The 25729-nt window shown below is 36.8% G+C and carries 22 protein-coding genes; 8 read left to right on the top strand and 14 right to left on the bottom strand.

All coding sequences use genetic code 11. From position 1 onward, the window contains the following. Positions 1 to 68 precede the first annotated feature (68 nt). From ychF to MOK21_RS17710, 3 genes are all read right to left on the bottom strand, one after another. Entirely contained in the window at positions 69 to 1169 is a 1101-nt protein-coding gene (gene ychF, locus MOK21_RS17720) for a redox-regulated ATPase YchF (RefSeq protein WP_249075312.1), read from the bottom strand. Between the two features lie 154 nt (positions 1170 to 1323). After that, positions 1324 to 1524, bottom strand: coding sequence for a DUF951 domain-containing protein (locus MOK21_RS17715; protein WP_249075436.1), 201 nt, complete (start codon positions 1522 to 1524; stop codon positions 1324 to 1326). A 1-nt stretch (position 1525) separates the two neighbouring features. Next, positions 1526 to 2410: a mechanosensitive ion channel family protein gene (locus MOK21_RS17710; protein ID WP_249075311.1), complete on the bottom strand. Its 885-nt coding sequence runs from the start codon at positions 2408 to 2410 to the stop codon at positions 1526 to 1528. Positions 2411 to 2503: 93 nt separating this feature from the next. Here MOK21_RS17710 and yyaC point away from each other — a divergent pair, with 93 nt between their 5' ends. After that, positions 2504 to 3136 carry a spore protease YyaC gene (gene yyaC / locus MOK21_RS17705; protein WP_249075310.1) on the top strand — a complete coding sequence of 211 codons (633 nt, stop codon included), beginning with the start codon at positions 2504 to 2506 and terminating at the stop codon, positions 3134 to 3136. Here yyaC and MOK21_RS17700 read toward each other — a convergent pair. The 11 genes from MOK21_RS17700 to rpmH all read right to left on the bottom strand — a co-directional run bounded on the left by MOK21_RS17700 (position 3053) and on the right by rpmH (position 14785). Next, positions 3053 to 3769, bottom strand: coding sequence for a DUF554 domain-containing protein (locus MOK21_RS17700; RefSeq protein WP_249075309.1), 717 nt, complete (start codon positions 3767 to 3769; stop codon positions 3053 to 3055). The genes yyaC and MOK21_RS17700 overlap by 84 nt on opposite strands. Positions 3770 to 3847: 78 nt before the next feature. Beyond that, entirely contained in the window at positions 3848 to 4696 is an 849-nt protein-coding gene (locus MOK21_RS17695; RefSeq protein WP_249075308.1) for a ParB/RepB/Spo0J family partition protein, read from the bottom strand. Further along, positions 4689 to 5450 (bottom strand): ParA family protein, encoded by a 762-nt coding sequence (locus MOK21_RS17690; RefSeq protein ID WP_249075307.1) that lies wholly within the window; start codon positions 5448 to 5450, stop codon positions 4689 to 4691. The genes MOK21_RS17695 and MOK21_RS17690 overlap by 8 nt, the downstream gene beginning before the upstream one ends. Positions 5451 to 6177: 727 nt before the next feature. Continuing rightward, positions 6178 to 7077, bottom strand: coding sequence for a nucleoid occlusion protein (gene noc / locus MOK21_RS17685; protein WP_249075306.1), 900 nt, complete (start codon positions 7075 to 7077; stop codon positions 6178 to 6180). Between the two features lie 179 nt (positions 7078 to 7256). Beyond that, positions 7257 to 7973, bottom strand: a complete 717-nt coding sequence (gene rsmG, locus MOK21_RS17680; RefSeq protein ID WP_249075305.1) for a 16S rRNA (guanine(527)-N(7))-methyltransferase RsmG — start codon at positions 7971 to 7973, stop codon at positions 7257 to 7259. 291 nt (positions 7974 to 8264) lie between these two features. After that, positions 8265 to 10160 (bottom strand): tRNA uridine-5-carboxymethylaminomethyl(34) synthesis enzyme MnmG, encoded by a 1896-nt coding sequence (gene mnmG / locus MOK21_RS17675; protein WP_249075304.1) that lies wholly within the window; start codon positions 10158 to 10160, stop codon positions 8265 to 8267. A 28-nt stretch (positions 10161 to 10188) separates the two neighbouring features. Next, positions 10189 to 11574, bottom strand: a complete 1386-nt coding sequence (gene mnmE, locus MOK21_RS17670; protein ID WP_249075303.1) for a tRNA uridine-5-carboxymethylaminomethyl(34) synthesis GTPase MnmE — start codon at positions 11572 to 11574, stop codon at positions 10189 to 10191. A gap of 666 nt (positions 11575 to 12240) precedes the next feature. Beyond that, positions 12241 to 13050 (bottom strand): RNA-binding cell elongation regulator Jag/EloR, encoded by an 810-nt coding sequence (gene jag / locus MOK21_RS17665; RefSeq protein WP_249075302.1) that lies wholly within the window; start codon positions 13048 to 13050, stop codon positions 12241 to 12243. Continuing rightward, positions 13047 to 13817 carry a membrane protein insertase YidC gene (gene yidC / locus MOK21_RS17660; RefSeq protein WP_249075301.1) on the bottom strand — a complete coding sequence of 257 codons (771 nt, stop codon included), beginning with the start codon at positions 13815 to 13817 and terminating at the stop codon, positions 13047 to 13049. Before yidC ends, jag begins: the two co-directional genes overlap by 4 nt. A 387-nt stretch (positions 13818 to 14204) precedes the next feature. Next, positions 14205 to 14549, bottom strand: a complete 345-nt coding sequence (gene rnpA / locus MOK21_RS17655) for a ribonuclease P protein component (protein WP_249075300.1) — start codon at positions 14547 to 14549, stop codon at positions 14205 to 14207. Between the two features lie 101 nt (positions 14550 to 14650). Then, the gene (gene rpmH, locus MOK21_RS17650) at positions 14651 to 14785 is read right to left on the bottom strand and encodes a 50S ribosomal protein L34 (RefSeq protein ID WP_004233310.1); all 135 of its coding nucleotides are present in this window, start codon (positions 14783 to 14785) and stop codon (positions 14651 to 14653) included. 558 nt (positions 14786 to 15343) lie between these two features. Between rpmH and dnaA the strand changes: the two genes are divergently transcribed. From dnaA to MOK21_RS17615, 7 genes are all read left to right on the top strand, one after another. Next, positions 15344 to 16693 (top strand): chromosomal replication initiator protein DnaA, encoded by a 1350-nt coding sequence (gene dnaA, locus MOK21_RS17645; RefSeq protein WP_068985823.1) that lies wholly within the window; start codon positions 15344 to 15346, stop codon positions 16691 to 16693. A gap of 169 nt (positions 16694 to 16862) precedes the next feature. Beyond that, positions 16863 to 17999 carry a DNA polymerase III subunit beta gene (gene dnaN / locus MOK21_RS17640; protein ID WP_249075299.1) on the top strand — a complete coding sequence of 379 codons (1137 nt, stop codon included), beginning with the start codon at positions 16863 to 16865 and terminating at the stop codon, positions 17997 to 17999. A 197-nt stretch (positions 18000 to 18196) separates the two neighbouring features. Beyond that, positions 18197 to 18421: a S4 domain-containing protein YaaA gene (gene yaaA / locus MOK21_RS17635; RefSeq protein WP_249075298.1), complete on the top strand. Its 225-nt coding sequence runs from the start codon at positions 18197 to 18199 to the stop codon at positions 18419 to 18421. 3 nt (positions 18422 to 18424) lie between these two features. Further along, positions 18425 to 19540 (top strand): DNA replication/repair protein RecF, encoded by a 1116-nt coding sequence (recF, locus tag MOK21_RS17630; protein ID WP_249075297.1) that lies wholly within the window; start codon positions 18425 to 18427, stop codon positions 19538 to 19540. Positions 19541 to 19632: 92 nt separating this feature from the next. Next, positions 19633 to 21567, top strand: a complete 1935-nt coding sequence (gyrB, locus tag MOK21_RS17625; protein ID WP_249075296.1) for a DNA topoisomerase (ATP-hydrolyzing) subunit B — start codon at positions 19633 to 19635, stop codon at positions 21565 to 21567. Between the two features lie 25 nt (positions 21568 to 21592). Continuing rightward, positions 21593 to 24070 carry a DNA gyrase subunit A gene (gyrA, locus tag MOK21_RS17620; protein WP_249075295.1) on the top strand — a complete coding sequence of 826 codons (2478 nt, stop codon included), beginning with the start codon at positions 21593 to 21595 and terminating at the stop codon, positions 24068 to 24070. A 146-nt stretch (positions 24071 to 24216) separates the two neighbouring features. Further along, the gene (locus MOK21_RS17615; RefSeq protein ID WP_249075294.1) at positions 24217 to 25299 is read left to right on the top strand and encodes an HD-GYP domain-containing protein; all 1083 of its coding nucleotides are present in this window, start codon (positions 24217 to 24219) and stop codon (positions 25297 to 25299) included. Positions 25300 to 25729 lie beyond the last annotated feature (430 nt).

Here is a 25729-nt window from a genome sequence, read left to right as displayed (position 1 = left end):
CCTGATCGAAAATTCAGATAAGTATATATACAAAAAAGGCAATCCCATAAAGATTGCCTTTTTGTATTTTACACATTAAAACGGAATAACATAATATCGCCGTCTTGTACAACATACTCTTTACCTTCAAGACGTACTTTACCAGCTTCTTTAGCAGCAGGTTGAGAACCAGCTTCAACTAAATCATCGAAAGCAACTGTTTCTGCACGAATAAATCCACGTTCAAAGTCTGTATGAATAACTCCAGCACATTGTGGTGCCTTCATACCTTTACGGAACGTCCATGCACGTACCTCTTGTACTCCAGCAGTGAAATAAGTTGCTAGTCCTAGTAAATCATATGACGTACGGATTAATTGATCTAAACCAGATTCTTTAATGCCTAGTTCTTCTAAGAACATTGCTTTTTCTTCATCATCAAGCTCAGAAATTTCTTCTTCGATTTTTGCACAAATTGTGATAACTTGAGCTCCTTCAGCAGCTGCATACTCACGTACCTTTTGCACAAATTCGTTATTATCTGCGTCAGCTACTTCATCTTCTGAAACGTTTGCCACATAAAGCATAGGTTTAATTGTTAAAAGATGAAGTCCTTTAATAACCTTTAGCTCGTCATCAGAAAGCTCTGCAGCACGTGCTGGTCGACCGTTTTCTAATTGTTCTTTAACTTTTAAAAGAATTGGTTCTTCAATCATTGCTTCTTTGTCTTTTTGCTTTGCCATTTTGCCGACACGTTGTAATCGCTTATCAACAGATTCTAAATCGGCTAGTGCAAGCTCTAAGTTAATAACCTCAATATCATCAATCGGATCCACTTCATCTGATACGTGCGTAATGTTTTCATCAACAAAACAACGTACAACTTGGCAAATTGCATCTACTTCACGAATATGCGCAAGGAATTTGTTCCCTAACCCTTCACCCTTTGAAGCGCCTTTTACGATCCCAGCAATATCTGTGAACTCAAATGCTGTAGGTACTGTTTTTTTAGGTGTTACTAATTCTGTTAATTTATCTAAACGTGCATCTGGTACTTCAACAATACCGACGTTCGGATCGATTGTTGCGAATGGATAGTTTGCAGCCAATGCGCCCGCTTTTGTAATTGCGTTAAATAATGTTGATTTTCCGACGTTAGGTAAACCAACGATTCCAGCTGTTAATGCCATGAATGGACACAACCTTTCTATGATCTGTTCAAATTTGCTCTTATTTCCCGTACTAACGGATACTGTGAGGTTTCAGAACGCCCTCACTGATGAATCACTGTATAACCCTATCTATTATATTGATTCACTCATAAAAAGTCTAATACACATGAAACTAGTCTTCACTAGCCGACATTAAAACCTTTTTCATTTTTTTCTCAAATTCTCGGCGTGGAATCATGACGCTATGCTGACAGCCTTCACATTTAATACGCACATCTGCACCCATTCGAATAATTTTCCACTTATTTGTGCCACATGGATGTTGCTTTTTCATTTCAACAATATCATTTAGACCAAATTGCTTCGCTTCCATTTTATTCACCATTCCCCTCGTCTTTTCCATTAACACCGTAGAACATCATTTTCGGCTGAGCCATTGGTATATTATTTTCTTCAAAGAGTTTTGTAACATCACGACGAATAGTACGGCCCACTCCATGTTGTTGTTGTGGTAATGTTTCTGCGGCTATACGAATCGTTACCTCTGTACCCTTAACATTTTGTACACCTAAAAAGACAGGTACTGCTACAAGTTCCTTATGAATATCAGGTAAAGTTTCTAAATACTTTTTAATAATAGATTCCGCTCTTTCAAAATTGGCATCCGTCGTCATTTGTAAATCTATATAAATTTTAGAGTTGTTAACAGAGTAATTGACAACATCACCAATCGAACCATTCGGAATAATAAACTGCTCTCCTGTAGAACCATTAATCTTTGTCGTACGTAAACCAATTTCTACAACCGTTCCTTCAGCTGCATTTATTTTTATATAATCGCCAACACCAAATTGATCTTCAAAAATAATAAAGAATCCAGTAATGACATCCTTCACTAAGCTTTGTGCACCAAAACCAATTGCTAAACCAACAATCCCTGCTCCAGCTAATAACCCTGCTATCCTAATCTCTAAGAGCGAGAGAATAGCAACAATTGCTGAAAAATAAACCACATAGGTAATGACGCTTTGTAATAATTTCGAAATTGTTTTTTGTCGACGTTCCGAATGGTCTAAAGGTGAACGCATACGCATTAAAAACACTTTTTTAATAAACTTTTTTCCTAATCGTACAGCTAGCCACGATGCAATCAAGATAATAATAATCTTAACAGAAACTATTGTTACATTTATCCAAAGCTCCTCTGACATTAGCTTGTTCCAACTGTTTTTTAATACTCTTTCACTAAACCAATCCATTATTACCACCTCTTGAATAACTTGCTAAAAATTTGCGTATACTGCATAAAAATCGAGCACTTCTTACAAATAAAAAGGAAAGCGAGTTTTTTTATGAATACTATACCAAAATTGTTACTTCCTTATTCTCTTCATCATGAAAGTAAAAATACCGTTTGGCAATTAAGTACATTATTTTTAGAACATATACCCTTTCATCATAAACGCCTTATTTTCTGTTGTATTGGAAGTGACCGTTGTACAGGTGATACGCTTGGGCCGTTAACAGGTAGCTTTCTAAAAAAGTCAGTTAGTTTTCCATATGAGATTGTAGGCTCTTTAGACAATCCTTTGCATGCTCTTAATTTAGACACTACAATGCAACAGCTACACAATCATACTATAAAACCTTTCATTATTGCGATTGATGCATGTCTTGGTAGTGAACAAAATGTTGGACATATTTCTGTACAGAATGGACCTATTTTTCCAGGAAAAGCTGTAAAAAAACAATTACCCCCAATCGGTGACATTTCCATTAAGGGGATCGTCAATGTTGGAGGCTTTATGGAAATGCTCGTTTTACAAAATACAAGACTGCATATTTCCTATGCAATGGCTGAAAAACTTTCAAGAGCTCTTTTGCTCGCTGCACATCGTTACTCACTGAAAAGTATAGAAGATAGCAACCACAATACCGACAACGATGATACCTGGCAACAAGTTAGCAGCTTTGATCTTAGTTAAGCCTGCTATATTTAAACCAATAGCAAAAATCATAACACCACCCACTGCAGTCATTTCATGAATAAACATTTGTAATGCGTCATCTGGTATAAAAGAGCTGATAACACCTGCAAAAAGTGCAATTAATCCTTGATAGACGAATACAGGTAATGCAGATAATAGCACGCCAATCCCTAAGGTAGATGCTAATATGATCGATATAAATCCATCGATTAATCCTTTCGTAATCAGTACATTATGATCGTTACGCAGACCACTATCGAGTGCACCAATGACGCCCATCGAGCCAACTACAAATATTAAAGAAGCTGATACAAAACCTTCTGCTATGCCAATTTGATTGTTATTAGTACGATTTTTACTGAATAGAGATTCTACCCATTTTCCAACTCTATTCATTTGCTTATCTAAATCTAACCACTCACCAATTACAGTACCTATGACTAAACTTATCATTAAAATAATAAAATTATCACTTTCAAAGCCCATTTTAATCCCTAAAAGTGCAACTGCTAAACCGATAATCGATAATACAGTGGTCTTCATCGATTCAGGAATATTTTTAAAAATGCGTCCTACCAATGCACCAGCCATAATAAGCAAGGCGTTAATGAATGCTCCTAGTAATACCACGTCCCAACCTTCCTTCTCTCTATAAAAATAGAGAGCGCCCTGCAATTCGGCGCTCAGATTATATTATCGATATTTCTCTTACTCTTCCTGCAAATTTAGTATTTCTAAAATACGTTCTAAATCATCTTCAGAGTAAAATTCAATTTCTATTTTCCCTTTATTATTCGTTTTCCTAATTTGTACATTTGTACCGAAATAATCACGTAATTGTGATTCCTTAGCTGCAACATATATATCCTTTTTCTTTGGTTGAGTTGTTTCACGTGAAACTTCCTCATTTAAGTTGTGCACTAACATTTCGACTTGCCGCACATTTAAACCTTGTTGAATGACCTTATTAGCCACTTCGGATATTCTTCTTTTATTTTTCAAACCAAGTAAGGCTCGTCCTTGTCCCATCGATAATGTTCCATCGTTCATAAACTCACGAACATCCTCAGGTAGTGCAAGTAAACGAACATGATTAGCAATATGCGGTCTGCTTTTCCCTAATCTTTTGGATAGCTCCTCTTGTGTTAAATGTAAGTTTTCCATCAAGCTTTGATAGGCCTCAGCCTCTTCAATAACTGTCAGATCTTCACGCTGTAGATTTTCTAAAATCGCTAGTTCCATCATTTGCGCATCTGATAGCTCTTTTATAATAGCTGGAATAACCTCTAACCCTGCTAATTGAGTTGCACGATATCGGCGTTCCCCAGCAACGATTTCATATTTACGTCCTTTTTTCCGTACGGCAATTGGTTGTAAAATACCATGTTCCTGTATAGAGTCAGCCAATTCCTGCAACGCTTCTTCATCGAAAATTTTACGAGGCTGAAATGGGTTTGCAACGATAAGTTCTAATTGTATTTCTTCCACTTGCCCACTTTGTTCTAAAGACTCCCCAGGAAATAACGCACTTATGCCTCTTCCTAAACCTTTAGCCATTTTTGATCACTTCCCTCGCCATCTCTAAATACACTTCCGCACCTCTTGATTTTGCGTCATAAATGATAATTGGCTGCCCATGACTTGGAGCCTCACTTAATCGCACATTACGAGGAATAATTGTTTTGTATACTTTATCTTGAAAATATTTTTTTACTTCATCAATAACTTGTAGGCCTAGGTTTGTTCGTGCATCAAGCATCGTTAACAATACTCCATCAATATATAATTGCTGATTTAAATGTTTTTGCACTAAACGGACAGTTGATAACAACTGACTTAGCCCCTCTAATGCGTAATATTCGCATTGCACAGGAATAATAAGCGCATCCGAAGCAGTTAAAGCATTAATTGTTAGAAGCCCTAATGAAGGTGGGCAATCAATAATAATATAATCATATTCTTCTTTTACATCTTGAAGTGCATGCTTTAAACGTACTTCTCTGGAAATTGTCGAAACTAATTCAATCTCTGCTCCTGCTAGTGAAATGGTTGCTGGAACAATTGCTAGGTTTTCAACATTTGTTTGTTGAATGACATTTTCAACGTTTTCATCATCAATTAACACATCATAAATACAGCCCTGAAGATCTCCTTTGTTAACACCCAGTCCACTTGTTGTATTTCCTTGCGGATCCGTATCGATAAGGAGCACTTTCTTCCCTAGATATGCTAGACAAGCGCTCAAATTGACCGATGTCGTTGTTTTTCCTACGCCACCCTTTTGATTGGCGATTGCTATAATTCTACCCATTTAAAAGCACCTGCTTTCATCTACCAAAGTTCACTTTGACAAATCATTTGTAAAATCACTGATCAATTATGCCTCGGCATAATTGTGTCCGGATTCGGCTTTGTGGGATACAGGTCAGTTAGCCGTCATCACATGAATGCGATGATTTTAAACTAACATCCTTTTATTAATTCCTTTCCGAATCCGTGACATCCGCCGGAGGCTTTAGGCCAACAGATGTTTTTTGCGCGAAAGCGTAATGCTAACGCAGCGCCAGCAACTGGTTCTGTCTGTGCTAAAGCGAAGCGTCAGCAACAGCACTGATGTTGGTCACTCAGTCATTACCACAGGACGTGGCGTTCTTAGACTGAGTTCCTCTATTTCAGCGGATGTTTGGACACCCGCCGAAAAGTAACTTAAACCCGCATTCATTACCAGACTTCTGTACCTGTCGCTACGCTTTTGGTACAAAAAACACTTGTAACTGCCGTTTCACTTTGAAAAACTTGTAGCTGACACTTTGCTTTCGCTACAGAAAATAATTACTAAAAGAAGTTAAATACCTCTATCTTACTTTTATTCTATCAAAAAAACAGAAAATAGTTGTATAAAATATTTAGAATATATGCAAAAAAGGAGACATCTCAGAAATATTACTGAGATGCCTCCTTCGTACAGAGCTTTAAAAGTGGCTCATCATCATAACGTAGGTCATTTTTTATTTTTCTAAAATAACTTCAATCATGACTTAAGACTTTTTCTTTTTAGGTATTTTCACTGTAATTTGATAATATTCCTCTGTATCTTCTTCTTCAGTCTTAACTGTTATACCGCTCTTTGTTACCATAGATAACGATTGTTTAATGGTATTTAAAGCAATGCGAACGTCTTTACTAATGGCCTTACGCTTCGGCTTTGCTTTCTTCGGCTCCGCTTCTTCTTCAGCTTCTGCCTCCGGATGCAATAGAGAATAAATCTGCTCTTCTAACTGACGAACATTCCAATCATTTTCAATCGTTTGTTGTAAAACTTCTAGCTGTAATGGCTGATCTTTAATTGCAATTAATGCACGTGCATGTCGTTCCGAGATTTCACGCTTCAAAATAGCTTGCTGCACTTCTTCAGGAAGCTTTAATAAACGTAATTTATTGGCTACCGTGGATTGTCCTTTTCCAAGTCGTTGGGCCAGAGCTTCTTGTGTCAGCTCGTGAAGCTCCAATAATTTTTGATAGGCAACAGCTTCTTCAATTGCTGTTAACTCCTCACGCTGTAAGTTCTCAATTAACGCGATAGAGGCTGTTTCCTTATCAGTTAAATTTCTTATAATTGCCGGAACTTCTGTCCATTGTAGCTTTTTCATTGCTCGATAACGACGCTCACCAGCAATGATTTCATATTGATTTTCTGCTGTTTTACGTACAACAATTGGCTGAATTACACCATGCGTATGAATGGTTCTTGATAATTCTTCAATTTTTTCATCATCAAAAATAGTACGTGGCTGAAAACGGTTAGGCACAATTTGATCAATAGGCAGCTTTATAACTTCTTCTGCTGCATGAACCGTCTCTGCTTGTTCTACTTCATTTTTCACAATAGGCACAGTTTTATTTCCGCCTCCAAAAAAACGTGAAAAAGGACTTTTCATCCAAGTGGCACCACCTTTAAGTAACTATCTTGCTCTGTCTCATTCTATTATTATTTATTATATTTCTTAAAATGTATATAGTTCGTAGATGTCATTTGCGTGAACCATCCATAACTAGTATGTATGCTCAAAATAGAAAAAATATTTTCTACTTTGAGAAGTTTCACATGGAACACTAATTATTGAATCGGTGATTTATTTGGTACACCTGGTTTACGCGGGTATTTTTTTGGTGTTCCTTTTATTTTATCAAAGATATATAAAATGCGGTCACTTTCTTCAACTGGTAGTAGGAAAGAAAACTCTTCTTTTAGTGCAACCCCTAATGTCGTTAATGCTTTTTTGGCATCTTTTAATTCTTCCGCGCCAGCTGCTGCTTTTAAAGCAACAAAATAGCCACCTTGCTTTGCAAGTGGTACACATAACTCCGATAAAACTGATAATCTGGCTACCGCGCGAGCTGTTACAACATCAAACTGTTCACGATATTTCACATTTTGTGCAAATTCCTCTGCACGAGCATGTACAAAATGCATATTTTCTAATTGTAACTCATTACTTAAATGATTTAAAAATGTAATTCTTTTATTTAATGAATCGACAATTGTTACATGTAAATGCGGGAAGCAGATTTTAATTGGAATACTTGGGAAACCAGCACCTGCTCCAACATCGCAAACTGTCGTCACTTTTGAAAAATCAAAATAGAAAGAGGCACTTATCGAATCATAAAAGTGCTTTAAATAAACACCTTCTAAATCCGTAATAGCCGTTAAGTTCATCTTTTCATTCCACTCAACAAGTAACTCAAAGTATTTTTTAAATTGAGCAATCTGCTTTTCAGAAAGTTCAATGCCCTTTTTCTTTAGAGCCTCTATAAATTGTTGTTCGTTCATGTAAAGTCTCCTTTTTCTATATGGCTTTACTATCCCTATATTGATTTGTAAGCAACTATTTACTCTCTCCTAAAATCAACTTTGTAAAAATAGCATAGCCACCAATTATACCTCAGCATAATTGCGTCCGGAATCAGCTTTGTGCAAGCACAAAGAACTCCTTTCCGATTCTTTGCCATCCGCCGAACTTTAGGCCAACAGATGTTTTTTGTGCGAAAGCGTAGCGACAAGAAGTTAAAAATAGGAAGCGGGCACAATGGTATGCCCGCCTCTTATTCACTTTACCCTTAATTATTCCCCGCTGACGCGTGCGATTTTACCTTGCTCAATATAAACAAGTAATATTGAAATATCTGCTGGGTTAACACCAGAGATTCGCGATGCTTGGGCAATAGAAAGTGGTGTAACTTGTTTTAATTTTTGTCGAGCTTCTGTTGCTAGACCTGAAATAGCATCATAATCAATGTTTTCAGGGATTTTTTTATTCTCCATTTTATGAAGCTTTTCAACTTGTTGCAATGCTTTTTCAATATAGCCTTCATACTTAAGTTGAATTTCAATTTGTTCCTTCACTTCATCTGAAAGCTCTATGTCTGCTGGAATTAACGAAGAAATTAATTCATAATGCATTTCTGGACGTTTTAATAAATCCGCTCCACGAATACCATCTTTTAACTCACTGCCACCTACAGATCGAATCGCAGCTTGTGTTGTTTCATTTGGTTTAATAATAACTTCACGAAGACGTGCAATTTCGTTATCAATCAGCTCTTTTTTCTCATTGAATTTTGCATATCTTTCTTCAGTAATCATTCCCATATTATAACCTTGCTCTACCAAACGTAAATCAGCGTTATCATGACGAAGTAGTAAACGATATTCCGCACGAGATGTTAGTAAGCGATACGGTTCATTTGTTCCTTTTGTTACCAAATCATCAATTAATACACCAATATAAGCATCTGAACGACTTAAGATTAATTCTTGTTTACCAAGCACGTTAGCAGCAGCGTTCATCCCTGCCATTAAACCTTGAGCAGCCGCTTCCTCGTAACCAGATGTTCCGTTGATTTGACCAGCTGTATATAAGCCTTTAATACGTTTTGTTTCTAAAGTTGGCCATAATTGTGTTGGCACGATCGCATCGTACTCAATGGCATAGCCAGCACGCATCATTTCTGCTTTTTCTAAGCCTGGGATTGATTTTAGTAATCTTGTTTGAACATGCTCTGGTAAGCTAGTTGATAAACCTTGTACATATACTTCACGTGTATTGCGACCTTCTGGCTCTAAGAAAATTTGGTGGCGTGGTTTATCGTTAAATCGCACAACCTTGTCTTCAATAGAAGGACAATAACGTGGACCTGTACCTTTAATCATCCCTGAGTACATCGGTGAAAGATGTAGGTTTGCCTCGATAATTTCATGTGTTTCTAGGCTTGTATAAGTTAACCAGCAAGGTAGCTGATCCATGATATATTCAGTTGTTTCAAAGCTGAATGCACGAGGAACATCATCTCCTGGTTGGATCTCTGTTTTATCATAATCAATGGTACGGTTATTCACTCGTGGTGGTGTACCTGTTTTAAAACGCACAAGATCAAAACCAAGCTCTTTTAAGTTATCTGCTAAACGAATAGACGGCTGTTGGTTATTAGGACCACTTGAATATTTCACGTCGCCAATAATAATTTCACCGCGAAGGAATGTACCTGTTGTGATAACAACTGTTTTGGCGCGGTAAATAGCACCAATTTGTGTAATAACACCTTTTACTTCCCCGTCTTCAATTATTAGCTCTTCCACCATTCCTTGGTGAATTGTTAAATTTTCAGTTTCCTCCAACACGCGTTTCATTTCTTGTTGGTATAAAACTTTGTCCGCTTGTGCACGTAATGCACGCACAGCAGGACCTTTCCCTGTATTTAACATACGCATTTGAATATGCGTTTTATCAATAACTTTCCCCATGACGCCACCTAATGCGTCAATTTCTCGTACTACGATTCCTTTGGCAGGACCACCAATGGAAGGATTGCATGGCATAAATGCAATCATATCTAAATTGATTGTTAGCATCAGTGTGTTAGCACCCATTTTGGCAGCAGCATGTGCAGCTTCAGACCCTGCGTGACCTGCGCCAATTACGATAACATCAAACGTGCCTGCCTCATAATTTGTTGGCATAGCTCGTATCTTCCTTTCTTTAGTAAAATTATTTTCCTAAGCAGAATTGTGAAAATAACTGATTGATTAGGCTTTCTTGTACTGTGTCGCCGATAATTTCACCAAGTATTTCCCAAGTTCTAGTGACATCAATTTGCACCATATCAACAGGTACACCAGCTTGTGCTCCAGCTAATGCATCCTCAACTGTTGCCTGTGCTTGATGAAGTAATGCAATATGTCTTGCATTTGAAACATATGTTAAATCGCCCGCTTCAATTTGCCCTTCAAAGAATAACGCTGCAATTGCTTCCTCTAGCTCTGCGATACCCTCTTCTTGTAAAAGAGATGTTGTCACAACGCGACGATTGCCTGCTAGCTCTTTGACGCGAGCGACATCAATTTTTTGCGGTAAATCTGTTTTATTGACAATAACGATGTAATCCATCGCTTGGATTGTTTCGAATAGACGCTCATCTTCGGCAGTCAATTCCTCTGCGTAGTTTAAAACAAATAAAATTAAATCTGCGCCACGCAACGCCTCACGTGAGCGTTCAACACCAATTCGTTCAACGATATCCTCTGTCTCTCGAATACCAGCTGTATCGACTAAACGAAGCGGAACACCACGTACATTCACGTACTCTTCTATAATATCACGAGTTGTACCTGCTATATCTGTCACAATAGCCTTGTTCTCCTGTACTAAACTATTTAAAAGTGAAGATTTCCCAACGTTTGGACGGCCTAAAATAACAGTTGATAGACCCTCTCGTAATATTTTTCCCTGAGAAGATGTTTGCAGAAGTTTAATAATTTCATTTCGTACCCATGTACATTTTTCTACTAATACTGGTACTGTCATCTCTTCTACATCATCGTACTCCGGATAATCTATATTAACCTCTACTTGCGCTAATGTCTCTAGTAATGCTTGGCGTAAGTCACCAATTAAACGCGATAATTTCCCATCCATTTGTCCCAACGCAACATTCATCGCTCTATCAGTTTTTGCTCTTATTAAATCCATGACTGCTTCAGCCTGTGATAAATCAATACGTCCATTTAAGAATGCGCGTTTTGTAAATTCACCTGGCTCCGCGAGTCTTGCGCCATTTGTTAATACTAGCTTTAATACACGGTTCACTGAAACTAGTCCCCCGTGGCAGTTAATTTCTATTACATCCTCACGAGTGAATGTTTTAGGTCCGCGCATTAACGATAGCATTACTTCCTCTACAACCTCATTAGTTTTTGGATCGACCAAATGTCCATAATGAATTGTATGAGAAGCCTTTGTTGTTAAACTTTTTCCACCAGGCGATCTGAATATTTTATCTGCAATTGCGACTGCTTCGTCCCCACTTAAACGAACAATAGCAATAGCTCCTTCACCCATAGGTGTGGATATTGCAGCAATTGTATCGAACTCCATTTAATGACCTCCTTAACGTTATCCACATGTGGATAATTAAAAAACCGACCAATACTTACTAACACCTTAGACTAACATATTTTTTGCAAAATCTAAAGTAAGGATAATTTCCAATTGTGGATAATAAGAAAGTTTTACATTATAGCACGGACTTCGACAAAAATTGCAAATGCTTGGACGTAGACGAAAACTATACCTTTGTTGTCCACAGTTAAAATCTTATAGTTAGTTGCTTTAACATATATAAAATTAAAATGGTCATTGAAATCTTTGTAAATATTGTGGCGCTTTAAATGAGGGTGATTTCCGTTCCAGGCACTCTCCTTCCGCATAGATAAAACATTGTTGCTGAAGTTTCAGTGACATGCCAGAAGATATATGCAAGTGTAAAATGGTTGATTGGAGTGGAGGCTGGGCGACTCCTTGGGGATTTGCGTCACAGATGAGACCCTGGAGCGAGCAACGCGAGTGAAGCGGCTCATCGGACGCCCCTAGGAAAGCGCCCAGTCGGAACGGAAATCAACCACTCATTTTGCCGAAGAACCATACTTTATTTAATAGGACACCTTAATTTCATTAGCATAATTGTTTTTCAACAACATAAAAAAGTCATTTTATCATGACGATAAAATGACTTTTAGCTTTGTCTGTATGTTTTTACGAAGTTTAGTCGTTTTTTACAGGTTCAATGACTAAATAACGATTAGGCTCCGTTCCTTCTGAGTATGTTTCAATATCAAGGCGATTTGCCAATTGATTATGAATAACTTTTCTTTCGTACGACTGCATCGGTTCAAATGTTACACGCTGATTTAAGCGAAGTGCTTTATCCGCCATACGATCTGCCAGTAACTCCAATGCTACTTGACGCCGCTCACGATAGTTTTCTACGTCTAATTTCACCATTAAGAACTGCTTGGCACTTTTATTTAACACAAGTTGTGTTAATTGCTGCAAGGAATTCAATGTTTGTCCACGCTTCCCTATAAGCAGTGCAGCTTTCTCGCTTTTCAGTTGAAATAATACGTTTTTCCCTTCACGTGTCGTTTCAATCTCAAGATCCTGAATACCCAATTGTTCAGCTATATTGTTTAAATAATTCTTTGCATCTTCAATTGGGTTTACCGAGGTTTCTTCTTCCTCTTTTTGTTCCTCTACGATTTGTTGAACAGCTTCGATATCACTTGGTTGTTCAGAAACTTGTGAACTTATTGTTTCAACATCATCTATTACTGTTGGTTCGACAAATTGAGTCGCATTTTGCTGTGCCGCTTTTTCTACTTCAATTGTTGATTGAACCAGTACTTCCTTTACTGTTACACGAACTTCTGCAGATCGTGCCCCAAAACCTAAAAATCCTTTTTTACCTTTTTGTAAAACTTCAACATCTACTTGTTCACGGGTTTTGCCAAGTTTCTGTAACGCCAATGAGATCGCTTCTTGTTCTGTTGCGCCTATTTGCGTAAGTTGTTTCACTTTTTAGCCCCTCCATTTTGAGCAGGTTGTGTTTTATTTTTTTCCCAAGGTTTGTAAATAAGCAGGTTTTGAATAATCGAAATAATGTTACCGATTACCCAGTATAATGATAGTGCTGCTGGTAATGCCATACCGAAAGCAATAATCATAAATGGCATAATGTACATCATTATTTTCATTTGAGGGTTATCCATCGCTGGGCCCGTACGTAAAACGATAAATTGCATTAAACCAGCAGTGATTGCTAGTGCTGGTGCAACTTCAGCTAACGGGAAAATAAAGAAATTCCCTAAATCAAAAGCAGGTGTAGCATTCATACGATTAATCGCATGGTAGAAACCCATTAAAATTGGCATTTGAATGAATACAGGTAAACATCCAGCAAGTGGATTAACACCAGACTCACTCATAAGCTGCATCATCTCTTTTTGATACTGTTGCTGTGTCTGTGCATCCTTAGAAGCATACTTCTTTTGCAATTCCTTCAATTTCGGCTGAATTTCTTGCATTTTTTTAGAGCTCTTTGTTTGTTTAATCATCAATGGAAGAATAGCTAAACGAATAATAATCGTTACAACAATGATCCCCCATGCATATGAACCAAGTAAATCAGCAAAGTATTTAATCGCTGATACTAACGGCCAAACAATGAATTCATTCCAGAAGCCTGTGCTTTCTTTGGAGATTGGTTCTTTGAATTCTGTACAACCAGATAGTAGTAATACTACTGATACTAGCGACAAAATTACCCAAAGTTGTTTCTTCAACCTTTTTCCCCCTACAAATACTATTCACTTTTTCTAAAACTATATGCGTTCTCTTCTTTATACATTTACAGTTTCCTGCTACTGAATAAAGTTATGAGTTATTTTATCATGTATATATCGTTTCACTCTACTAAATATTCTAACATTGCGCACATATTTGCTAAGTAATGTTACTAATTATTCATATATTGCAGTGAAACTTCATCATCCAATCGGAATTGGCTTTGTGCTTGCACAACGCACTCCACTCCGATTTCGGTGACATACGCCTGAGGCTTTAACTTTTTTCAGTTGCTGAAAGAAGTTAAAATACCCCTGCACGTATTTTATATTGTTTCACTTTCGCACAGAAACGCTTCTATTTCACCACTTTGGTTGCCATCCATATTACGCTTTCTTCAATACTTTTGCGATTCGTAGTACATGCTGCAAACTTTGTTTTACTTCTTGAAAATCCATAGTGGCCGCCGGTTGTCTGGCGATAATAACATAGTCCATATTCGGCTTAAGTTCATCCTTTAATTCATGAATACTTTGTCGAATATAGCGTTTGATCTGGTTGCGTGTTACCGCATTCCCAAGCTTCTTACTAACCGATAATCCTACACGAAATTCTGTTTGTCCCTCTTTTTCCAAAAAATATACGACAAACTGACGGTTAGCGAAAGATTTCCCCTTTTTAAACACCTTTTGAAAATCATCGTTTTTTTTCACTCGTTGGCGTTTTTTCATTACTTTCACCTGCTACTCGATTATTATCATTCGATCCTTATTTCTAGGTTTACCAAAAATAAAGAAAAAAAAGACCACTGATGTGTCTCAGTGGACTTATTTTATGCTGATAATACTTTTCTTCCTTTACGACGACGAGCAGCAAGAACTTTGCGACCGTTTTTCGTGCTCATACGTGCGCGGAAACCGTGAACTTTGCTGTGCTTACGTTTTTTTGGTTGGTAAGTACGTTTCATTTATATAGACACCTCCTGAATGAGTTGAATTTTTCAACATACAGACTTGAATATTATATAAAGTAACTAGTTATTTTGTCAATGAGTTTTATAAATTTCTTTCTGCTTGCAAATCTATGTCTATTATTTACTACTATCATCATCTATTGAATAAAAATAAATTATCCACAGAATGCTTGTTTTTTTTACACAGAGTTGTGTATAGTATTTTTTGCATTATTTTTTATCCACAACATTTATCTACACCTTTTTCACATAAGCAGACCTTGTGGACAACTTGGAAGTGCATAAATAAAAGGTGTGTGGATAAGTTTCATAAACTATTGAAATAGCGTTGTTTTTCTGATACGATATCTGTGCTTCACTTTGTTGAAAACTGAAATGAACTTTTATTTTATCCACAACTGTTGATATGCTGTGGATAATTTTTATCACAGCCTTTGGTTAACTTTTATCCACAACTTGTGAGTTTGTGGACTAGTTGTAAAATGAACGTATTTACCGTTTCTATAAATTCGCTGTTTTTTATTGTATTGAACTGTAAAGGAGATTAGCAGCTTGGAACATTTAGAAGAACTATGGAATAATGTCCTGGCTCAAGTTGAACAAAAAATTTCTAAACCAAGCTTCGAAACGTGGCTAAAGTCTACTAAACTACTTTCCTACAATGGTAGTGGTTCTACTGTGACAATTGCTGCGCCAAATTCGTTTGCTCGAGACTGGCTTGAAAATCATTATATTCATTTGATTACAGGTATATTAACGGAGCTTACAGGCGAAGACTTGCTTATTAAGTTTGTTGTTCAAAAAAACCAGGATTCGGACGATTTTGATTTGCCAGCGCCGATTATCCAAGCAAAAAATAACGATCACCATGATATTTCACCAGGTATGTTAAACCCGAAGTATACTTTTGATACGTTTGTTATTGGCTCTGGTAACCGCTTTGCACATGCTGCCTCGCTAGCAGTCGCAGAAGCCCCTGCAAAGGCTTATAACCCATTTTTTATCTATGGGGGAGTAGGGCTTGGTAAAACACACTTAATGCATGCGATTGGGCATTATGTACTGGAACATAATCCGAATGCAAAAGTGGTCTATTTATCATCTGAAAAATTTACAAATGAATTTATTAACTCAATTCGAGATAACAAGGCACTTGATTTCCGCAATAAATATCGCAATGTAGATGTACTGCTAATTGATGATATTCAATTTCTAGCTGGAAAAGAATCAACTCAGGAAGAATTTTTCCACACTTTTAATACATTGCATGAAGAATCGAAACAAATTGTTATTTCCAGTGACCGTCCTCCTAAGGAAATACCGACATTGGAAGATCGTTTACGTTCTCGATTCGAATGGGGACTAATTACAGATATTGCGCCTCCTGATTTGGAAACTCGTATCGCCATTCTTCGAAAAAAAGCAAAGGCTGATGGTCTAGAAGTGCCAAATGAAGTCATGCTCTATATTGCGAACCAGATTGACTCCAATATTCGGGAGCTTGAAGGTGCGCTTATTCGCGTCGTAGCCTATTCATCACTTGTTAACAAGGATATTAATGCGACTTTGGCTGCTGAAGCATTAAAGGATATTATTCCTAATTCAAAGCCACGAACTGTCACGATATTAGACATTCAAAATGCAGTAGGAGAGCACTTTAACATTCGTTTAGAGGATTTTGCCGCGAAAAAACGTACTAAGTTAATTGCCTTTCCACGTCAAATCGCCATGTTTTTATCGCGCGAATTAACAGATTTTTCGCTGCCGAAAATTGGCGAAGAATTTGGTGGACGTGACCATACTACTGTTATTCATGCACACGAAAAAATATCTTCTATGTTGAAAAATGACGTTCAACTACAGCAAGATATTAAACAAATTCGAAGCATGCTAGGGAAATAACTCTGTGGACAACACAAAGATTTAAACACAAACTTATACACAGTCTATCTACATGTGGATAGACTGATTTTATTCACCTAAAACCACTTATCCACAAATCCACAGGGCCTATTACTATATCTTTTTTATTTTATATAAATAAATAATATAAATATGTGAGGGAAAACGAATGAAATTTGATATTTTACGTGACCGTTTATTAGAAGGTTTAAATGATGTCATGAAAGCCGTAAGTTCAAAAACAACTATTCCGATTTTAACGGGGATTAAAATTGATGTAACAGATGAGGGTATTCGCTTAACAGGTAGTGATGCTGATATTACAATCCAAACATTTATTCCAGTTGAAGAAGATGGCCAACAAATAATTCATATTACAGAAACAGGATCAATTGTAGTACAAGCTCGTATGTTTAATGAAATTGTACGTAAGTTACCAACAAATGAGGTTGAAATTCAAGTAACAACTGGTTTCCAAACTCATATCCGTTCAGGTAAATCTGAATTCCACTTAATTGGCTCTGATGCTGCTGAATATCCTTTGTTACCTGAATTAACAGAGGATCAAAAATTTACTATTCCTGCAGATTTATTAAAGTCAATTATCCGTGAAACAGTATTTGCTGTTGCCACTTCAGAAAGTAGACCCGTGTTGACAGGTGTAAACTGGCAGATAAAAAACGAAACTTTAATCTGTGTTGCAACAGATAGCCATCGTTTGGCAAGACGTAAAGTTCAACTGGAAAATTTACCTGAAGTTGAACATAGTGTTGTCATTCCTGGTAAAAGCTTAAATGAGTTAAATAAAGTTTTAGAGGATTCTACAAATCTTGTGCAAATTGTTATTACAAGTCAGCAAGTGTTATTTAAAACTGGTGAAGTATTATTCTTCTCTCGTTTACTGGAAGGTAACTACCCAGATACATCACGTTTAATTCCAGAAGAGTACCAAACAAATCTAACGATTAATGGTAAATCATTATTACAAGCAATTGATCGTGCATCTCTTGTTGCTCGTGGTGATCGAAATAATGTTGTTCGTTTTGAGATTTTAGATAATCAAGCTGTCGAAGTTTCTTCTAATTCTCCAGAAATCGGTAAAGTCCAAGAGGAAATTCCTGTTGAGTCATTAGAAGGGGAGAACTTGAAAATTTCATTCAGTGCGAAATACATGATGGAAGCATTAAAAGCAATTGATGGTCAAGAGGTAGTCATTCAATTTACAGGAGCAATGAGACCGTTTATTTTACGTTCTGTTCATGACGATGCTATTTTACAGTTAATATTACCAGTACGTACGTATTAAGAAATCAATTATGCTGCTGCCTAATACGTTAAAAATTGGCTGAAAAATAAACAATTTTTGATGGAGAGTACAAACTCCATAATTTAAACTCAAAATAATACTGATAGTCGCTAATTGCGGCTATCTTTTTTTACTTATGGTGAATTATTAGGTATGATAGAGAGATAGACAGTCTGTATTTGGAGGGGAACTCAGCTATGAAGGACATTGAAATTGATGTAGAGTTTGTCACGTTAGGGCAGCTTTTAAAAATGACCGATGCTATTAGCTCTGGTGGCATGGCCAAGTGGTTTTTACACGAAAATGATGTATATGTAAATGGAGAAGTAGATGATCGCCGCGGTCGTAAATTACGTGATGGTGACATTATAAATATTCCTGGGTGTGGTCGATTTCGTATCGTTGGTACCGCTGGACAGTAGATTATGCATATAGAGCAATTAAAACTTACAAATTACCGTAACTATGATGCCTTAGCTTTAAACTTCTCTCCAAAAATTAATGTTTTCATTGGTGAAAATGCTCAAGGAAAAACAAATGTTATGGAATCTATTTACGTATTAGCGATGGCTAAATCTCACCGCACAACGAACGATAAAGAATTAATACGTTGGGATTCAGACTATGGTAAAATAGAAGGGGCCGTTCAAAAAAGGCATGGTATTTTACCAATCGAGCTTTCGATTACGAAAAAAGGTAAAAAAGGTAAGATAAATCACATAGAACAAAGTCGCCTCAGTCATTATATTGGCCAAGTGAATGTCGTGATGTTTGCACCCGAAGATTTAAATGTTGTAAAGGGAAGTCCGCAAATACGGCGACGTTTTATTGATATGGAGATTGGGCAAATTTCGCCTGTCTATTTACATGATTTATTAACCTTTCAAAAAATATTAAAGCAACGTAACCACTTTTTAAAAATGAATCAAGGTAAAACAATGCCAGATGACGTGATGTATGAAGTTTATAATGAACAATATATTCACGCAGCTACCCAAATTATTCGAAAAAGATTTCAATTTATGGATTTATTGCAGGAGTGGGCAGAGCCAATTCACGCAGGTATTTCACAAGGGAAAGAAACGTTAGTTATTAAATACCGCACAGTAGCTGGTATTGAAAAAGAACATACTTCCAGTGAAATTGAAAGCTTCTTGCATAAAAAGCTATTAGAAGCTAAGGCGCGTGAATTTGATCGAGGCGTAACACTAGTTGGTCCACATCGTGATGATTTGCAGTTTTTAGTCAATGGCTATGATGTTCAGACATACGGTTCACAAGGACAGCAACGTACAACCGCTCTTTCATTAAAACTTGCTGAAATCGAGTTAATTAAACAAGAAACAAATGAAACACCCATACTACTTTTAGATGATGTATTGTCGGAACTCGACGATTATCGCCAATCGCATTTATTAAATACCATTCAAGGTGAAGTGCAAACCTTTGTTACGACTACAAGTGTTGATGGAATTCACCATGAAACGATGGAGCATGCACAGCTGTTTCACGTGAAACAAGGAGCGATTGAAGAAAGTTAGCCCGGGGAGTTTTTTAGATTATAAAAGAATGGTAATAGTCAGCTCGGTTGACTGTTCATTCATTTACACACAATGATGTTATGAAGGAGTAGATGAAAGCCGTGGCTATAGAGAACGAAGGTTTACAAAATCAAGCTTATGAAGCCGATCAGATACAGGTATTAGAAGGTTTAGAAGCAGTACGTAAGAGACCAGGGATGTATATCGGTTCAACAAGCTCTAAAGGGCTGCACCATTTAGTATGGGAAATTGTTGATAATAGTATTGACGAAGCGCTTGCAGGATTTTGTACAGATATAAACGTAACGATAGAAAAAGACAATTGGATTCGTGTAGAGGATAATGGTCGTGGTATTCCGGTAAGTATTCAAGAGAAAATGGGTAAGCCTGCTGTTGAAGTTATTATGACTGTGCTCCATGCTGGTGGTAAGTTCGGCGGTGGAGGATACAAAGTTTCAGGTGGTCTTCATGGTGTAGGGGCATCTGTTGTAAATGCTCTATCAGTTGAGACGATTGTTCAAGTTCATCGTGAGGGTCATATTCATGAAATTAAATTTGAACGTGGAAAAACTGTTCAAGAACTAACGGTTATCGGCGATTCAGATCATAATGGAACAACTACGCGTTTTAAAGCAGACCCTGAAATATTTAAAGAAACAACGGTTTATGAATATGATATTTTAGCACATCGTATTCGTGAATTAGCCTATTTGAATCGTGGTATCAGAATTACAATTGCTGATGAACGCGAAGGTGAGGAACGTTCTACTACGTATCATTATGAAGGTGGTATTCGTTCTTACGTAGAGCATTTGAATCAATCTAAAGAGCCCATCCATGATCCAATAGATGTTCTTGGAGAAAAAGATGGTATTTCAGTTGAAATTGCTATGCAATATAATGCTGGATTCTCATCAAATATTTTTTCATTTGCTAATAACATTAATACGTATGAAGGCGGTACACATGAGTCTGGTTTTAAAACGGCTCTAACACGTGTTATTAATGATTACGCGCGAAAAAATGGGCTATTGAAAGAATCTGATACAAATCTTACTGGTGAAGATGTTCGAGAAGGTTTAACAGCTATTGTTTCGGTTAAGCATCCTGATCCACAATTTGAAGGACAAACAAAAACAAAGCTAGGTAACTCTGAAGTTAGCCAAATTACTAACTCCTTATTCTCAGATGGTTTTGAACGATTTATGTTAGAAAATCCAACTACCGCTCGTAAGATTGTTGAAAAAGGTTTAATGGCTGCTCGTGCACGTGTCGCAGCTAAAAAAGCACGTGAATTTACACGTCGTAAAAACGCACTTGAGGTATCAAGCTTACCAGGTAAATTAGCTGACTGTTCATCAACAAATCCATCTGAATGTGAAATTTATATCGTTGAGGGTGACTCTGCCGGAGGATCTGCGAAATCGGGTCGTGACCGACACTTCCAAGCAATTTTACCGTTACGTGGTAAAATCCTTAACGTTGAAAAAGCACGTTTAGATAAAATTTTATCGAATGCAGAAATTCGTGCAATGATTACAGCGTTTGGTACAGGTATTGGTGAAGAGTTTACTTTAGAAAAGGCTCGTTATCATAAAATCGTTATTATGACAGATGCCGATGTTGATGGTGCCCACATCCGCACATTACTATTAACATTCTTCTTCCGTTTCCTTCGACCACTTGTAGAGGCAGGTTATATTTATATTGCCCAGCCGCCTCTTTATCAAGTTAAGCAAGGTAAACATGTTGAGTATTGCTATGATGATCTTACTCTTCAAGCAATTTTAGAACGGTTACCGAAAATGCCAAAACCAAATGTACAACGATACAAAGGTCTTGGGGAAATGAATGCAGAGCAGCTTTGGGAAACTACAATGGATCCTGAGCACCGCACATTGTTACAAGTAGAATTAGATGATGCAATTAAAGCAAACCAAGCATTTGAACGTTTAATGGGCGATGAAGTTGAACCTCGTCGTCAATTTATCGAAGAAAATGCAGTATACGCTAATTTAGATATTTAATTTTTCTTGAGAGGAGGTCTACACTTTGTCAGAACAAGAACGCTCCGGTGTTAAAGGAGTTAATATAACAAAAGAAATTGAAACATCCTTCCTCGATTATGCGATGAGTGTAATCGTTTCTCGTGCATTACCAGACGTGCGGGATGGATTAAAGCCTGTACATCGCCGTATTTTATATGGCATGCAAGAGCTAGGAAATACAGCAGATAAAGCGTACAAAAAATCAGCGCGTATTGTTGGGGATGTAATGGGTAAATACCACCCACATGGTGACTCATCTATTTATGATGCAATGGTACGTATGGCGCAAGATTTCAGCTATCGTTACATGCTAGTCGATGGTCATGGTAACTTTGGATCTGTCGATGGCGATGGAGCGGCAGCAATGCGTTATACAGAATCACGTATGTCCCGTATTGCAATGGAAATGCTTCGTGATATCAATAAAGACACAATTGACTATACGGATAACTATGATGGTTCAGAAAAAGAGCCTATTGTCCTTCCTAGTCGCTATCCAAACTTATTAGTAAATGGAGCGGCAGGAATTGCGGTTGGTATGGCGACGAATATTCCGCCACATCAACTTGGGGAAACGATAGATGCAGTGATAGCACTTTCAGAAAATCCTGCTATCACAACAGAAGAATTGATGGAAATTATTCCAGGACCTGATTTCCCAACAGGGGGATTAATTTTAGGACGTAGCGGTATTCGCCGTGCTTATGAAACAGGTCGTGGCTCCATCATTATTCGCGCAAAGGTAGAGATTGAACAAAAATCAAATGGTAAAGAAACAATACTTATTCATGAATTACCATACCAAGTAAATAAAGCTAAGCTTATTGAAAAAATAGCAGAGCTTGTACGCGATAAAAAAATTGATGGTATTACAAACCTACGTGATGAATCTGACCGCCGTGGTATGCGAGTAGTTATTGAAGTTCGTAAAGATGCAAATGCCAATGTGGTTTTAAATAATTTATATAAACAAACAGCAATGCAATCGAGTTTCGGTATTAATATGCTGTCCTTAGTAAATGGTCAACCTAAAGTAATGGGCTTAAAAGAAATGTTGCATCATTATTTAGAGCACCAAAAAGTTATTATCCGTCGTCGTACGGAATTTGACTTAAGGAAAGCTGAAGATCGTGCACATATTTTAGAAGGCTTACGTATTGCCCTCGATCATATCGATGAAATTATTGCGATTATTCGTGGTTCACGTAGTGGTGATGAAGCGAAGCCTCAATTAATGGAACGATTCAATTTATCTGAACGTCAAGCGCAAGCGATTTTAGATATGCGTTTAGTTCGTTTAAGTGGATTAGAGCGTGAAAAAATTGAAGCAGAATATCAAGAGCTTCAAATTTTAATTGCTGAATTAAAAGCAATTTTGGCAGATGAGGCTAAAATTGTTGATATTATTCGTACTGAAATATTAGAACTAAAAGAACGTTTTAATGATACACGTCGTACTGAAATTACTTCTGGCGGTATAGAAATGATTGAGGACGAGGATTTGATCCCAGTTGAAAATTCGGTCGTAACTTTAACGCACAATGGCTATATCAAACGTTTAGCTGCTAATACATATCGCAGTCAAAAACGTGGTGGTCGTGGTGTACAAGGTATGGGCACAAATGAAGATGATTTTGTAGAGCATCTTATGAATACATCTACACACGATACAATTTTATTCTTCACTTCAAAAGGGAAAGTATTTAGAGCAAAAGGCTATGAGATTCCGGAATTTGGTCGTACAGCGAAAGGCTTACCGATAGTTAACTTACTCAATATTGAAAAAGGTGAGAAAGTAACAGCTATGATCCGTGTTGGTTCATTCGATGAAGATGCATACTTTATCTTCACTACTAAAACAGGTATTTCGAAGCGTACACCAGTATCTCAATTTGCTAACATCCGCACAAACGGTTTAATAGCTATAAGCTTACGAGAAGATGACGATCTCATTTCTGTTCGTTTAACTGATGGCGATAAACAAGTGATTATCGGTACTCGTGATGGAATGCTTGTACGTTTCCAAGAGGACGATATTCGTTCAATGGGTCGTACTGCAGGTGGTGTAAGAGGTATCAAACTACGTGATGGTGATGAAGTAGTTGGTATGGAAATCATAGAACCAGGACAGGAAATTTTAGTTGTTACTGCAAAAGGTTATGGTAAACGTACTTCTGAAGAAGAATATCGTTTACAGAGCCGTGGTGGTGTAGGATTAAAAACAATTCAAATTACTGATAAAAACGGTCCAATGGTAGCTGTAAAAACTGTAGATGGTTCTGAAGATTTAATGCTTATTACAATTAACGGCATGCTAATCCGTATGGATGTCAATGATATTTCGTTAATTGGCCGTAGTACACAGGGAGTTCGTTTAATTCGTTTAGGCGATGAAGAGCTTGTTGCAACTGTAGCGAAGGTTGAAAAAGAAGAAGAATCTAATGAAGAATCTAACGAAGAAAATGATCAAGTAGAAGAATAACAAAAAACCGATGACGACAGCTAGTTTGCCGTTCATCGGTTTTTTAGCATAAATCATGAAAAATAAGTAATTATTTTGAATTCCGTGCTAAAATAAACTTAAGCCTTATATTTTAGCAAGTGAAATAGTGAAGAGGAGTTAATTGCGTGGAAACTATACATGTCCCAATTTCAGAGTTACGCGTTGGTAAAGTAATTTCTGAAGATATTTTTGCTAATACACAATATCCAATCATTTTGAAAAATACGGTAATTTCCCATGAGCATTTACAAGTTTTTTTTGCTTTTAATATTTCGAGAGCCCCAATTTATAAAGATGATACAGAGGCTCAACCAGAGATAAAAGAAACAGGAGTAGTTGTTCCAATAGAGGCTGTCCCAACCTTTAAAAGAATGTATGATCATTCTATTGAACAATTCAAAAAGGAATTTAAAAATTGGGAAGCTGGTGCAAAGGTAGATATTACGAAAGCACGTAAAATTATTTTGCCATTAGTAGAAATGGTTTTAGAAGATCGTACAATAATTTTTGATTTAAATGAGTATTCAAATCCTAAAGACTATTTGTACCATCATTGCGTAGCAACAGCATTGATTTCTTCCGTGATTGCACAAAAATTAGGTTATGACAAAGGAATTACAATTCAAATTGCAATTGGAGGATTATTAGCTGATTGTGGGATGGCGAAAATTCATCCACGTATCCGCGATAAAAAAACAACCTTAACAGAGCTAGAGTTTGATGAAATTTATAAGCATCCAATTTATAGCTATAATATGGTTAAAGACTTAACTATATTAAAGGATACAATGAAAGAGGCTATTTTCCAGCATCATGAACGTTTAAATGGTAGTGGTTATCCGAAAGGGGAAGGAATAGCGAATATTTCCACTTTCGCACAAATTATCGCTGTTGCAGATGTATTCCATGCTATGACATGTGAGCGAGTGTATAGAGCAAAACAATCTTCCTTTAAGGTTATAGAGATGATTAATGAATCTGAATTTGGTAAGTTTGATATTAAAGTAGTTCGTGCTCTGATAGATATTGTTGCCGATCTTCCTATAGGGACAATTGTTGAACTATCTAATCTGGAACAAGGCGAAGTGATGTTTGTAAATAAGTTTGCACCAACTCGACCACTTATCAAATTAAGCCACTCAGGGGAGATATTTGATTTAGGTAAAAATCGTACCTTCTATATTTCACGTATTATAACAAATTTATAATAGTTAAAAGGCAACCCATTAACATTGGTAGTTGCCTTTTTTAATTGAAAAAAATTTAAGTTACAAAATCAAGGCATTAGCAAAGAGTCCAATGATTGATGTAATAAGCTAGGTACAAAAACTACTTAACTAAATCCTCTAAATATAATGGATGAGGAGGAGAATAATAAGTTTATAAAAACTATCGATTTTTTTTGAGAAAGTGTTGACATAGTTTCGTATTCTTGATATTATTAATGAGTCGCCAAGAGGTGACACTTAAAACAAAGTAATGAACCTTGAAAACTGAACAAGCAAAACGTAATCAATAAAGTTTTTAGTAGCTAACTTTGAGTTAGTGAACAAAACAAAATTTTGGACATCAAACATGATGCCAGCAAAACAATTTGAGCTAATCAAATTTCTTTTTATGGAGAGTTTGATCCTGGCT

It is taken from the genome of Lysinibacillus sp. BPa_S21 (assembly GCF_023337795.1).
Taxonomy (GTDB): domain Bacteria; phylum Bacillota; class Bacilli; order Bacillales_A; family Planococcaceae; genus Lysinibacillus.
This window is presented reverse-complemented; position numbering and strand designations above follow the sequence as displayed.

What these genes read in the sequence shown, in the direction of transcription:
- ychF (WP_249075312.1), bottom strand. Translation starts at nt 1,169, where the DNA reads ATGGCATTAACAGCTGGAATCGTTGGTTTACCTAACGTCGGAAAATCA.
- MOK21_RS17715 (WP_249075436.1), bottom strand. Translation starts at nt 1,524, where the DNA reads ATGGAAGCGAAGCAATTTGGTCTAAATGATATTGTTGAAATGAAAAAG.
- MOK21_RS17710 (WP_249075311.1), bottom strand. Translation starts at nt 2,410, where the DNA reads ATGGATTGGTTTAGTGAAAGAGTATTAAAAAACAGTTGGAACAAGCTA.
- yyaC (WP_249075310.1), top strand. Translation starts at nt 2,504, where the DNA reads ATGAATACTATACCAAAATTGTTACTTCCTTATTCTCTTCATCATGAA.
- MOK21_RS17695 (WP_249075308.1), bottom strand. Translation starts at nt 4,696, where the DNA reads ATGGCTAAAGGTTTAGGAAGAGGCATAAGTGCGTTATTTCCTGGGGAG.
- MOK21_RS17690 (WP_249075307.1), bottom strand. Translation starts at nt 5,450, where the DNA reads ATGGGTAGAATTATAGCAATCGCCAATCAAAAGGGTGGCGTAGGAAAA.
- noc (WP_249075306.1), bottom strand. Translation starts at nt 7,077, where the DNA reads ATGAAAAGTCCTTTTTCACGTTTTTTTGGAGGCGGAAATAAAACTGTG.
- rsmG (WP_249075305.1), bottom strand. Translation starts at nt 7,973, where the DNA reads ATGAACGAACAACAATTTATAGAGGCTCTAAAGAAAAAGGGCATTGAA.
- mnmG (WP_249075304.1), bottom strand. Translation starts at nt 10,160, where the DNA reads ATGCCAACAAATTATGAGGCAGGCACGTTTGATGTTATCGTAATTGGC.
- mnmE (WP_249075303.1), bottom strand. Translation starts at nt 11,574, where the DNA reads ATGGAGTTCGATACAATTGCTGCAATATCCACACCTATGGGTGAAGGA.
- rnpA (WP_249075300.1), bottom strand. Translation starts at nt 14,549, where the DNA reads ATGAAAAAACGCCAACGAGTGAAAAAAAACGATGATTTTCAAAAGGTG.
- rpmH (WP_004233310.1), bottom strand. Translation starts at nt 14,785, where the DNA reads ATGAAACGTACTTACCAACCAAAAAAACGTAAGCACAGCAAAGTTCAC.
- dnaN (WP_249075299.1), top strand. Translation starts at nt 16,863, where the DNA reads ATGAAATTTGATATTTTACGTGACCGTTTATTAGAAGGTTTAAATGAT.
- yaaA (WP_249075298.1), top strand. Translation starts at nt 18,197, where the DNA reads ATGAAGGACATTGAAATTGATGTAGAGTTTGTCACGTTAGGGCAGCTT.
- recF (WP_249075297.1), top strand. Translation starts at nt 18,425, where the DNA reads ATGCATATAGAGCAATTAAAACTTACAAATTACCGTAACTATGATGCC.
- gyrB (WP_249075296.1), top strand. Translation starts at nt 19,633, where the DNA reads ATGAAAGCCGTGGCTATAGAGAACGAAGGTTTACAAAATCAAGCTTAT.